This window comes from Isoptericola sp. NPDC019571, from assembly GCF_044389385.1.
Lineage (GTDB): Bacteria > Actinomycetota > Actinomycetes > Actinomycetales > Cellulomonadaceae > Isoptericola > Isoptericola nanjingensis.
The window spans coordinates 346540-358719 of the sequence record NZ_JBIRXZ010000004.1; the positions used below are offsets into that span (position 1 = coordinate 346540).

A 12180-nucleotide genomic window follows, 5' to 3' on the forward strand; every position below is an offset into this window, starting at 1 on the left:
AACCCGTGTCCAGCGCGCCGCGGACGGTGTGTGCTGGCGGCATGACCGTCACCACCACTCGCGCCGTCGCCGAGAACCGTGTCGTCGAGGTCGGCGGCGACCCGCTGACCGTCGACGCCGTCGTCGCGGTCGCCCGCCACGGCGCGCAGGTCCACCTCACCGACCGCGCCCTGGCCGGGATGGCCGCGAGCCGCGCCGTCGTCGAGGACCTCGCCGACGACGCCCGCCCGCACTACGGCGTCTCCACCGGCTTCGGCGCCCTCGCCCGCCGCCACATCCCCACCGACAAGCGGGCGCAGCTGCAGCTCGGGCTGGTGCGCTCGCACGCCGCGGGCAGCGGCCCCGAGGTGGAGCGCGAGGTGGTGCGCGCGCTCCAGCTGCTGCGGCTCGCGACGCTCGCCACCGGCCGCACGGGCGCCCGCCCGGTGGTCGCGGAGACGTACGCGGCGATGCTCAACGCCGGCATCACGCCGGTCGTGCACGAGTACGGGTCGCTCGGGTGCTCCGGCGACCTGGCGCCGCTGGCGCACGTGGCGCTCGCCGCGCTGGGGGAGGGCCCGGTGCGTGTGACGGTATCGGGGGGCGCCGTCGGCGACCTCGTCGACGCCGCCGAGGCGCTCGCGGCGGCCGGCATCGCGCCGCTGGAGCTGCGCGAGAAGGAGGGCCTGGCCCTCATCAACGGCACCGACGGCATGCTCGGGATGCTGTGCCTCGCGCTGGACGACCTGCACCGCCTGCTCGCGACGGCGGACGTCGCCGCGGCGTCGAGCGTCGAGGCGCTGCTCGGCTCGGACGCGCCGTTCGCCGAGGACCTGGTCGGCATGCGGCCGCACCCGGGGCAGGCGGCGTCGGCCGCGAACCTGCGGGCGCTGCTCGCCGGGTCGCCGGTCGTGGCGAGCCACCGGACCTTCGACGCCGACGGCCGCCCGGAGTGCACCCGCGTGCAGGACGCGTACTCGCTGCGCTGCGCGCCGCAGGTGCACGGGGCCGCGCGGGACACCGTCGAGCACGCGACGTCGGTCGCGGGGCGTGAGCTCGCGTCGGCGATCGACAACCCCGTCGTCACGGTGGACGGCCGGGTCGAGTCGAACGGCAACTTCCACGGCGCGCCCGTCGCGTACGTGCTCGACTTCCTCGCGATCGCCGTGGCCGACGTGGCGAGCATGAGCGAGCGGCGCACCGACCGGTTCCTCGACGTCGCGCGCAACGAGGGCCTGCCGGCGTTCCTCGCCGACGACCCGGGCGTCGACTCCGGCCTGATGATCGCCCAGTACACGGCCGCCGGGATCGTCTCGGAGCTCAAGCGGCTGGCCGCGCCGGCGAGCGTCGACTCCATCCCGTCGTCCGCGATGCAGGAGGACCACGTGTCCATGGGCTGGGCCGGCGCACGCAAGCTGCGCCGCGCCGTCGACGGACTGGGCCGCGTGCTCGCCGTCGAGCTCATGACCGCCGCCCGCGCCCTCGACCTGCGCTGCACCCCCGCGACGGGCCTGTCGCCCGCCGCCGGCACCGGCGCCGTCCACGCGCTGCTGCGCGCCGCCGTCCCCGGCCCCGGGCCGGACCGGTTCCTCGCCCCCGAGATCGACGCCGTGACGCGGCTCGTGGCCGACGGCGAGGTCGTCGCCGCCGCGAGCGCCGCCGTCGGCCCGCTCCGCTGACCCTCCCGAACCCCCGAGCCACTCCCGAAGGAGACGACGATGTCCCACGCCATGTCCTACGACCGGGGGACCCCCGTCCCCGTGCGCGCGCCGCGCGGCACGACGCTCACCGCCCGCAGCTGGCAGACCGAGGCGCCGCTGCGGATGCTCATGAACAACCTCGACCCGGAGGTGGCGGAGCGCCCCGACGACCTGGTCGTCTACGGCGGCACCGGCCGGGCGGCGCGCGACTGGCCGAGCTACCACGCCATCGTCCGCACCCTCACGACGCTGGCAGACGACGAGACGCTGCTCGTCCAGTCCGGGAAGCCGGTGGGCGTGCTGCGCACGCACGAGTGGGCGCCGCGCGTGCTCCTCGCCAACAGCAACCTCGTGGGCGACTGGGCCACGTGGCCGGAGTTCCGGAAGCTCGAGGCGCAGGGCCTCACGATGTACGGCCAGATGACGGCCGGGTCGTGGATCTACATCGGCGCGCAGGGCATCCTCCAGGGCACGTACGAGACGCTCGCGGCCGTCGCCGCCAAGCGGTTCGGCGGCACGCTCGCGGGGACAATCACGCTGACCGGCGGGTGCGGCGGCATGGGCGGCGCGCAGCCGCTGGCCGTCACGCTCAACGGCGGCGTGTGCCTCGTGGTCGACGTCGACCGGTCGCGCCTGGAGCGGCGCGTGCGCGAGCGCTACCTCGACGAGGTGGCCGACGACCTGGACGACGCCGTCCGGCGGGTCGAGGCGGCGAAGGCGGGGCGCCGGGCGCTGTCGGTGGGCGTCGAGGGGAACAGCGCGGAGGTCGTGCCGGAGCTGCTGCGTCGGGGCGTGGCGGTGGACGTCGTCACGGACCAGACGTCGGCGCACGACCCGCTGTCGTACCTGCCGGTGGGGGTCTCCGTCGACGAGTGGCACGACTACGCGGACGCCAAGCCGGAGGAGTTCACCGACCGGGCGCGCGAGTCGATGGCCCGGCACGTGGAGGGCATGGTCGGCTTCCTCGACGCGGGCGCGGAGGTGTTCGACTACGGCAACTCGATCCGCGACGAGGCGCGCCGCGGCGGCTTCGACCGGGCGTTCGACTTCCCGGGCTTCGTCCCCGCCTACATCCGGCCGCTGTTCGCGCAGGGCAAGGGCCCGTTCCGCTGGGCCGCGCTGTCCGGCGACGCGCGTGACATCGCCGCCACCGACAAGGCCGTCCTCGACCTCTTCCCCGACGACGACCACCTGCACCGCTGGATCCGCGCCGCCCAGGAGCGCGTCGCGTTCCAGGGCCTGCCGGCCCGCATCTGCTGGCTCGGCCACGGCGAGCGCGACCGTGCGGGGCTGGCGTTCAACGACCTCGTCGCGTCCGGGGAGGTGAGCGCGCCGGTCGTCATCGGCCGCGACCACCTCGACTCCGGCTCCGTCGCCTCCCCGTACCGGGAGACCGAGGGCATGGCCGACGGCTCCGACGCCATCGCCGACTGGCCGCTGCTCAACGCGCTCACCGCCGCGTCGTCCGGCGCCACCTGGGTGTCGCTGCACCACGGCGGCGGCGTCGGGATGGGGCGGTCCATCCACGCCGGGCAGGTGTCCGTCGCGGACGGCACCGACCTGGCGGCGCAGAAGCTCGCGCGCGTGCTGTCCAACGACCCGGGGCTCGGCGTCCTGCGGCACGTCGACGCCGGGTACGACGACGCCGCGGCCGCGGCGTCGCGGGGCGGGCTCCGCGTGCCGATGCGAGAGTCGTAGGCATGCGCGAGGTGGAGCACCCGGGCGGTTCGCACCCGGCCACGCTGATCCTGGGGATCGGCGAGCTCACGACGAACGCCCCCGAGGACGTCGGCGTCGACCCGGTGGTCGACCCGACGGGCGTGATCCGGGACGCCGCGCTGCTGCTCGACGGCGGGCGCGTGGCCTGGGCGGGCCCGGAGAGCGCGTGCGCCGACGGCGTCGAGGCGGCGCTGGGGCGTGCGCCCGACCGCGTCGTCGGCGTCGAGGGGCGCGCGGTCGTGCCCGGCTTCGTGGACTCGCACAGCCACCTGGTGTTCGCCGGCGACCGGTCGGCGGAGTTCGAGGCGCGCATGGCCGGCCGTCCGTACGCGGCCGGCGGGATCCGCACCACGGTCGCGGCCACGCGCGCGGCGTCGGACGACGGGCTGCGGGCGGTGCTGCGCCGGCACGTCGACCAGGCGCTCGCGCAGGGCACCACGACCCTCGAGACCAAGAGCGGCTACGGGCTGAGCGTCCCCGACGAGGAGCGGGCCGTGCGCCTCGCCCGGGAGGTCACCGACGAGGTGACGTTCCTCGGCGCGCACGTGGTGCCGCCCGAGTTCTCCGACGACGCGGACGGCTACGTCGACCTCGTCGTCGGCGACATGCTCGCCGCGTGCGCCCCGCACGCGCGCTGGGTGGACGTGTTCTGCGAGACCGGCGCGTTCACCCCGGAGCAGTCGCGCCGCGTGCTGGAGGCGGGCGCCGCCGCCGGGCTGGGCGTCCGCGTGCACGCGAACCAGCTCGGGCCGGGCGAGGGCGTGCGCCTCGCCGTCGACCTCGGCGCCGCCGCCGTCGACCACTGCACCTACCTGTCCGACGACGACGTCGCGGCGCTCGCGGCGTCGTGGGGTGGGGAAGCGCAGGGAACCGTCGCGACGCTGCTGCCCGGCGTCGAGTTCTCCACGCGCCAGCCGTACCCCGACGCGCGCCGCCTGCTCGACGCGGGCGCCGTCGTCGCGCTGGCCAGCGACTGCAACCCCGGCTCGTCGTACACGAGCTCGATGCCGCTCATGGTGGCGCTCGCGGTGCGGGAGACGGGCATGACCGTCGCCGAGGCCGTCTGGGCCGCGACCGCGGGCGGCGCCCGTGCGCTGCGTCGCGACGACGTCGGGCACCTCGCGCCCGGCGCCCGCGCCGACGTCGTCGTCCTCGACGCCCCGTCCCGCACGCACCTCGCCTACCGTCCCGGCGTCCCGCTCGTGCACGCGGTGTGGAAGGACGGCCACCCCGCGAGGTAGCACCAGTCCTGCCGAGGTAGTACGCACCTCCGCGAGGTAGTACGAGAATCCGCGAGGTAGCGCCCTGCCCCCAGGATCTGAGGGATGTGCGGTTTTTGTCCGTACTACCTCGGCAGGATTGGTACTACTTCGCGGGGTTCGGTACTACCTCGCGGAGGGCGAGGCCCGCGAGCACCTCCAGCACGCAGAGGGCGGCGAGGCGGACGGTGCGGCCGTCGGGGGCGTCGGCGGTCGCGTCCACCTCGGCGAGGTCGACGGAGCGGACGCGCGGGTCGGTGGCGGCCGCGCGGACGAGGGCGCGCAGCTCCCAGGCCGCCAGCCCGCCGGGCACGGACGCGGGGCAGCCGGGGGCGACGGAGCGGTCGCAGACGTCCACGTCGACATCCAGGTGCACCGGCCCGCCCGCGGCGCCTGCGGCGTCCAGGGCCGCGCGGACGACGTCGCCCGGCCCGCCGGGACCTCGCTCGTGGACCTGCCGACGGACCTCGTCGAGCGTCACGACCGTGATGCCCAGGTCGCGCGCCCGGCGGGCGTAGGCCGCCGAGTTGGCGAAGTCCGCGATGCCGATCTGCACGACGCGCGCGGGGTCCAGGCCGGCCTCGATCAGCCGCCGCACGGGCGAGCCGTTGGAGACGCCGTCGCGCAGGTCGTAGTGCGCGTCGACGGTGACCAGGCCGGCGGTCGCGACGTCGTCCCCCCAGGCGCCGAGGGCCACCGGGACCGTGAGCGCGTTGTCCCCGCCCAGCGCGACGACGGCGCGCGCCCCCGCCAGCGCCGCCCCCACCGCGGCTCGCGCGCGGGCCTCGCCGTCCGGCCCGTCCGGCTCGTCGACGTCGCCGTGGTCGACGACGGCCGGCTCGCCCAGGTCGACGGGCGCGCCGTCGGCGCCACGGATCAGCGCGGGGCTGTACCGGCGCAGCGCGGCGCGCACGGCGGCGGGCGTCGCGTGAGCACCGGTCGGCGACAGCGACGTGCGCCAGGTGGGGACGCCGATCAGGGCCAGGTCGGCAGGGGCCCCGGGCGACGGTGCAGGCCAGGAGCCGGCGCGCGGCCAGAGCGGGTCGTGGGGCAGGGGAGCGGAGGTCACCTGCCGACCGTACGACTCCCATGAGGTGCCTCACACACCCGGGGGACCCCCTGGGCATCGTGGTATCCCACTGCTAGGGTCTGGCATTCGTGGGTTCGATACCTACGTTCGATCACGTCGATCATTCGATCGCCGGATCCGGCCACCTTCGATCGTGCATGGAGCTCCCGTGACCGTCAGCGTCCCCGCGAGGACCGACCTCACCGCGCGTCTCGACGTCGACTTCCGTCGCGTCGCCAGCGCGCTGTGTCGGTGAACCTCCCGCGTCGCTGACCCCACGGTGACCGTCGTCGACGCCGACGACGCCGCTCCACGACGCGGCCCCGAGCCCGCGTCCCCCGCACCCTCGTGCACCCCCTGATCATCCGGACGACCGCCTGCCGCCGTCGTCCACACCCAGGCGCCCTCGGGCGCCCGAGGCGAAAGGTTCACCTGTGTCTTCCGCAACCAAGGTCCCCGGCGCGCAGCCGCGCGAACGCAAGGGCCTGCGCTTCCCGTCGTTCTCGGTCCAGATCCTGCTGGGCCTCGCGCTGGGCGTGCTGCTCGGCTGGCTGGCGCTGGCCCTCGGCCCGCAGGCCGACGGCGAGACGCCCAACGGCCTGACCACGACGCTCGACACCATCGGCTCGTCGTTCGTCACCCTGCTCAAGGCGATCGTGCCGCCGCTGATCTTCACGGCCATCGTCGCGTCGATCGCGAACCTGCGCTCCGTCACCAACGCGGCCCGCCTGGCCGGCCAGACGCTGCTCTGGTTCGCCATCACCGCCGCGATCTCCGTGGCGATCGGCATCGGCCTGGGCCTCGTGTTCCAGCCGGGCCACAACACGACGCTCACCACGGCGGCGGCGGCCGAGCCGTCCAGCACCGGCACGTGGCTCGACTTCCTCAACGGCCTCATCCCGACCAACGTGCTCGGCCTGGGCGCGAAGACGTCGGTCGAGGCGGGGGCCGACGGCGCGCTGAGCGCCGAGACCGGCATCAGCTTCAACGTGCTGCAGATCCTCGTCGTCGCGCTGGTCATCGGCATCGCCGCGCTGAAGTCGGGCGCCAAGGCCGACCCGTTCCTCGCGTTCAACAAGTCCGCGCTCGCCATCGTGCAGAAGGTGCTGTGGTGGATCATCCGCCTCGCGCCGCTGGGCACGATGGGCCTCATCGGCAACGCCGTCGCCACCTACGGCTGGGAGTCGCTGCGCTCGCTCGCCTCGTTCTCCGTGGCGATCTACGTGGGCCTCGCGCTGGTCCTGTTCGTCGTCTACCCGGTGCTGCTCAAGGCCAACGGCCTCGGCGTCATCGCCTGGTTCAAGGGCGCGTGGCCGGCGATCCAGCTCGCGTTCGTCTCCCGCTCGTCCGTGGGCACGATGCCCGTCACGCAGCGCGTCACCGAGCGGAACCTCGGCGTGCCGAGCGAGTACGCGTCGTTCGCGGTGCCGCTGGGCTCGACGACGAAGATGGACGGTTGCGCCTCGATCTACCCGGCGATCTCCGCGATCTTCGTGGCGCAGATCTTCGGCATCGACCTGTCGCTGACCGACTACCTGCTCATCGCGTTCGTGTCCGTGGTGGGCTCGGCCGCCACCGCGGGCCTCACCGGCGCGATGGTCATGCTGACCCTCACGCTGTCCACGCTGGGCCTGCCGCTGGCGGGCGTGGGCCTGCTCCTCGCCGTCGACCCGATCCTCGACATGGGCCGCACCGCGGTGAACGTCGCCGGGCAGACGCTGGTCCCGACCATCGTCGCCAAGCGCGAGGGCATCCTCGACCTCGAGCAGTACCGCGCCGCGTCGTCGGAGCACCTGTTCGACGAGGACGAGACTGCGCAGGACGACGTGCAGGACGACGCCGCCCAGGCCGAGACCGCGCAGGACGGCGCCGGCCGCGAGCCGGTGGGCGCCGGCGCGAAGGCCTGACGGCCCGCAGCACGTGACGGAGGCCCGGTGGGGAAGACCCGCCGGGCCTCCGGCGCGTTCCGGGCGGGCTACCGGGCGAGGTCGGCGGCGTCGACCAGCCCGGCGCAGGGGACGGCGAGGACGTCGCCGCGGCGGAGGTCGCGCGGCAGCAGCACGACCGGCCCGCCGCGGCCCGGGGCCGGGTGCACGGTGAACGGGCGCCGAGGCTCCGCGGACGCCCGGCCCACGAGCCGCGCCCGGTCGAGCAGGACGGCGCACCCGCCGAGGTCGGCGTCGAGCCAGGCCTGTCGTGCGTCGTCCCCGAGCCGCGGGACGGCGTCCAGCACGCGGGCGAGGACGACCGTCCGCGCCGTGGGGTCGCCCCAGTAGCGGTCGACCCGGGTGACGTCGGCACCCACCGGGACGTAGACGCGCGGCGTCGGGTAGTGCTCGGCGAGCCGGGCCAGGCTGGTGCGGTCGACGAGCACGTCGTCGCCGGTGAGCTCGGTGCCCTCCGGCCACCCCTCGAGCGCGGGGCGGCGGGTGCGGACCAGGGTGGTGAACAGCGTCGTGAGGCTCATGCCTCCGGTCTACTGCGGGGCGGTCCCGCGGGACCCGGACCTCACGGGACGCATACGGGGACGAGCCCGATCCTCACGACTCCCCGCCGTCCGGGTCGAAGCGGTAGCCCATGCCGGACTCGGTGACGAGGTAGCGCGGGGCGGCGGGGTCGGGCTCGAGCTTCTTGCGCAGCTGCGCCACGTACAGCCGCAGGTACCCGGTGTCGGTCACGTGCTCCGACCCCCAGATCTCGGTGAGGAGCGTCTGGCGGGTGACGAGCTTGCCGGGGTTGCGCACCAGCCGCTCGAGCATCTGCCACTCGGTGGGCGTGAGGCGCACGTGCTCCGTCTGCCCGTCACGGGCGCGCGTGACGCTGTGCGCGGAGAGGTCCACCGTGACGTCGCCGAACCGCACCACCGGGTCGGAGTCCTCGTGCGCGACGCGGCGGGTGAGGGCGCGGATCCGGGCCAGGAGCTCCTCGATGGAGAACGGCTTCGTCACGTAGTCGTCCGCGCCGGCGTCGAGCGCCTCGACCTTGTCGGCCGCGCCGGTGCGCCCCGACACCACGAGGATCGGCGCGTCCGACCAGCCGCGGACGGCGTGGATGACGTCGATGCCCTCCAGCTCCGGCATGCCCAGGTCGATCATGAACACGTCGGGCCGGTGGTCGATGGCGCGGGCGATCGCCTGCGTCCCGGTGGTCGCCGTGACGATCTCGTACCCCTGCGCGGTGAGCGTGATCCGCAGGGCGCGCAGGATCTGCGGGTCGTCGTCGGCGATGAGGATCTTCATGGGGCGGTCGCCTCCGGCTGGTCGGGCTGGTCGGGCTGGTCGGGCTGGTCGGGCTGGTCGGGCTGGTCGGGCTGGTCGTGCGGCGCGGCGACCGCGGCCGGGAGCGCGACCACCATCGTGAGGCCGCCGCCGGGCGTGTCCTCGGGGGTGAGCGTGCCGCCCATGCCCTCGACGAACCCCTTGGACAGCGCGAGGCCGAGCCCCAGGCCGGTCGTGTTGTCGGTGTCGCCGAGCCGCTGGAAGGGCACGAACACGTCCTCGCGCCGGTCGGCGGGGATGCCGGGGCCGTGGTCGACCACCCGGATCTCGACCGTGCCGGCGAACGTGCTGGTCGAGACCCGCACCCGCCGCCCGGAGGGCGAGTGCCGCAGCGCGTTGGCCAGCAGGTTCACCAGCACGCGCTGCAGCAGCACGGAGTCGGCGACGACGCTCGGCGCCGTGAGGTCGAGGTCCAGCTCCACCTCGCCGGGGCCGACGCCGAGCTCGTCGAGCGCGGGCAGCACGACGTCGGCGGTCTCGACGGGCGCGGTCGAGACGGCGAGGACGCCCGCCTCCAGGCGGCTCACGTCGAGCAGGTCGGTGATCAGGGTGGCCAGCGCGGTGAGGCTCTCGTCGGCCGTCACCAGCAGCTCGTCCCGGTCCGCCTCGCTCAGCGCGCCGCGGGCGGAGCGCAGCCCGCTCACGGCGGCGGCGGCGGAGCTCAGCGGGCGGCGCAGGTCGTGGCTCAGCGCGGACAGCAGGGCGCTGCGCACGCGGTCGGACTCGGTGAGCTGGTCCACCTCGCTCGCCACCTCGGCCAGGTCGCTGCGCTCCAGCGCGGCCTGCAGCTGGACCGCGATGACGTTCAGGAGGCGGCGCTCGGAGGCCGCGAGGTCGCCCCCGGACAGCTCGAGGACGGCGCGGTCGCCGACGTCGATCGTCGTGCGCGGGCCCGTGGGGTCGTCCCCGCCGTCCGCGGCCAGCACCGCGCCGCCGGCGACGAGGCGGGCCCCGGTGAGACCGAACGCCTCCCGCGCCCGGCTCACCAGCGCCTGCACGGCGTCCTGCCCGCGCAGCACGCTGCCGGCGACCGTCGCCAGCACCTCCGACTCGGCGGCGGCCCGGTGGGCGGCGCGCGTGGTGCGGGCGGCGCGGTCCACGACGACGCTCACGAGCACGGCCGTGACGACGTAGAGGACGAGGGCGACGACGTGCAGCGGCTCGCCCACGGTGATGGTGTGGATCGGCTCCACGAAGAAGAAGTCGAGCGTGACCCCGGACAGGATCGCGGCATAGACCGCAGGCCCCGCCCCGCCGATCAGCGCCACCACGACGACCAGGAGCTGGTACGACAGCACGTCGGAGACGATCGACTCCTCGCTGCGGACCGACACGAGCCCCCACGTCAGCAAGGGCCCGCCCAGGACGGCGAGCAGGAAGCCGGCCAGGCGGCGCTTCGCCGACAGGGCGCCGCCCATCCGCGGCAGCCGGGTGCGACCGCCCGCGGCGGCGTGGTTGACGATGTGGACGTCGATGTTGCCGGCCTCGCGCGTCACGGTCGCGCCGATGCCGGGCCCGCTGAGGGCGGCGGCGAGGCGGCCGCGGCGGGAGACGCCGATGACGAGCTGCGTCGCGTTGACGCCGCGCGCGAACTCCACGAGCGCCGTGGGGACGTCGTCGCCCACCACCTGGTGGTAGGTGCCGCCGAGCTCCTCGACGAGCATCCGCTGCCGGGCGAGCGCGCCCGGGGTCGCGCCGCGCAGCCCGTCCTGGCTGGTGACGTGGACGGCGAGCAGGTCGCCGCCGGCCGACCGCGCCGCGATCCGTGCCCCGCGCCGCAGGAGCGTCTCGCCCTCGGGCCCGCCGGTGAGCGTCACGACCACGCGTTCGCGGGCCTCCCACGTGGAGTCGATGCCGTGCTCGGTGCGGTAGTGCTGCAGCGCCGCGTCGACCTCGTCGGCCAGCCACAGCAGGGCGAGCTCGCGCAGCGCGGTGAGGTTCCCGAGGCGGAAGTAGTTCGACAGCGCGGCGTCCACGCGTTCGGCCGGGTAGACGACGCCGGAGGAGAGGCGGTCGCGCAGCGCCTGCGGGGCGAGGTCCACGACCTCGATCTGGTCCGCGGCGCGCAGCACGGCGTCGGGGATGGTCTCCTGCTGCGCCACCCCGGTGATCTTCTGGACGACGTCGTTGAGCGACTCGATGTGCTGGATGTTGACGGTCGAGAGGACGTCGATGCCGGCGTCGAGCAGGGCGTCGACGTCCTCCCACCGCTTCGCGTGCGCCAGGCCGGGGGCGTTGGTGTGCGCCAGCTCGTCGACCAGCGCGACGTCCGGCCGCCGCGCGAGGACGGCGTCGAGGTCCAGGTCGGTGAGCTCGACGCCGCGGTGCACGACCGACGCGCGCGGCACGACCTCCAGGCCCGCCGCCATCGCGGCCGTCGCGGCGCGCCCGTGCGTCTCCACGAGCGCGACCACGACGTCCCGGCCGTCGTCGCGCAGCCGCTTGCCCTCCTCGAGCATGGCGTAGGTCTTCCCCACGCCCGGCGCCGCGCCGAGGAGGACGCGCAACCTGCCGCGACCCATGCTCACCTCCCGAGCTCGGCCGTGCTCTCGTCGAGGGCCACGTTGAGCTCCAGCACGTCGACCACGGGCTCCCCGAGGTATCCCAGGGCGCGACCCTCAGTGTGCCTCGCGACGAGGTCCGAGACCTCCATTTCGGACAGACCGCGGGCGGCGGCGACCCGCGCGACCTGGAGGTCGGCGTACTCGGGGCTGATGTGCGGGTCCAGCCCGGACCCGGACGTGGTGACGGCGTCCGCCGGGACGTCCGCCGGGTCCACGCCCTCGAGCGCGGCCACGGCCGCGCGCCGCTCCCCGATCGCGGCGACGAGGTCGGGGTTCTCGGGGCCGAGGTTCGACCCGGATGACGCGGCGCCGTCCCAGCCGTCGCCCGCGGCCGACGGCCGCGGCTGGACGTACTGCGGCAGGGGCGCCCCTTCCGCGTCCGTGAAGCCCTGGCCGATCAGGGCCGACCCGACGACGGTGCCGTCGCCGTCGCGCACGAGCGAGCCGTCGGCCTGCGCCGGCAGCACGAGCTGTCCGACGCCGGTGATCGCCGCCGTGTAGCCGACGCCGAGCAGCAGGGTGAGGACGATCATCGCCCGGACCGCGACCCCGAGGGTGCGGCCGGTGCTGCGGGTGGTGGCGTTCATGGTGCTGTTCCTTCTTCCTGTTCTG

The 12180-nt window shown here is 75.1% G+C and carries 9 protein-coding genes; 4 read left to right on the plus strand and 5 right to left on the minus strand.

Features of this window, described 5'->3' with window-relative positions; translation table 11 throughout:
* The first annotated feature begins 41 nt into the window (after nt 1-41).
* From hutH to hutI, 3 genes are read left to right on the plus strand one after another with little or no spacing between them, the layout of a single operon-like run.
* The gene (hutH, locus tag ACH443_RS09715; RefSeq protein ID WP_430590173.1) at nt 42-1658 is read left to right on the plus strand and encodes a histidine ammonia-lyase; all 1617 of its coding nucleotides are present in this window, start codon (nt 42-44) and stop codon (nt 1656-1658) included.
* 39 nt (nt 1659-1697) lie between these two features.
* Complete coding sequence (hutU, locus tag ACH443_RS09720; RefSeq protein WP_430557592.1) at nt 1698-3377, plus strand: urocanate hydratase; 1680 nt, start codon at nt 1698-1700, stop codon at nt 3375-3377.
* A gap of 2 nt (nt 3378-3379) precedes the next feature.
* Complete coding sequence (gene hutI, locus ACH443_RS09725) at nt 3380-4639, plus strand: imidazolonepropionase (protein ID WP_430590174.1); 1260 nt, start codon at nt 3380-3382, stop codon at nt 4637-4639.
* A gap of 124 nt (nt 4640-4763) precedes the next feature.
* Here the strand turns inward: hutI and ACH443_RS09730 are convergent, their stop codons facing one another.
* On the minus strand, nt 4764-5726 hold the full coding sequence (locus tag ACH443_RS09730; RefSeq protein WP_430590175.1) for an arginase family protein: 963 nt from the start codon (nt 5724-5726) through the stop codon (nt 4764-4766).
* A 434-nt stretch (nt 5727-6160) separates the two neighbouring features.
* On the opposite strand from ACH443_RS09730, the gene ACH443_RS09735 reads away from it, so the two are divergent.
* Nucleotides 6161-7633 carry a dicarboxylate/amino acid:cation symporter gene (locus ACH443_RS09735; protein ID WP_430590176.1) on the plus strand — a complete coding sequence of 491 codons (1473 nt, stop codon included), beginning with the start codon at nt 6161-6163 and terminating at the stop codon, nt 7631-7633.
* Nucleotides 7634-7701: 68 nt separating this feature from the next.
* On the opposite strand, the gene ACH443_RS09740 is transcribed toward ACH443_RS09735, so the two are convergent.
* The 4 genes from ACH443_RS09740 to kdpC form a co-directional block, all read right to left on the minus strand.
* Nucleotides 7702-8193, minus strand: a complete 492-nt coding sequence (locus tag ACH443_RS09740; RefSeq protein WP_429765287.1) for a hypothetical protein — start codon at nt 8191-8193, stop codon at nt 7702-7704.
* 73 nt (nt 8194-8266) lie between these two features.
* Nucleotides 8267-8965: a response regulator gene (locus ACH443_RS09745; protein ID WP_429765288.1), complete on the minus strand. Its 699-nt coding sequence runs from the start codon at nt 8963-8965 to the stop codon at nt 8267-8269.
* Nucleotides 8962-11526: an ATP-binding protein gene (locus tag ACH443_RS09750; RefSeq protein WP_430590177.1), complete on the minus strand. Its 2565-nt coding sequence runs from the start codon at nt 11524-11526 to the stop codon at nt 8962-8964. The genes ACH443_RS09745 and ACH443_RS09750 overlap by 4 nt, the downstream gene beginning before the upstream one ends.
* A gap of 2 nt (nt 11527-11528) precedes the next feature.
* Entirely contained in the window at nt 11529-12155 is a 627-nt protein-coding gene (kdpC, locus tag ACH443_RS09755) for a K(+)-transporting ATPase subunit C (protein ID WP_430590178.1), read from the minus strand.
* Between the last annotated feature and the right edge of the window lie 25 nt (nt 12156-12180).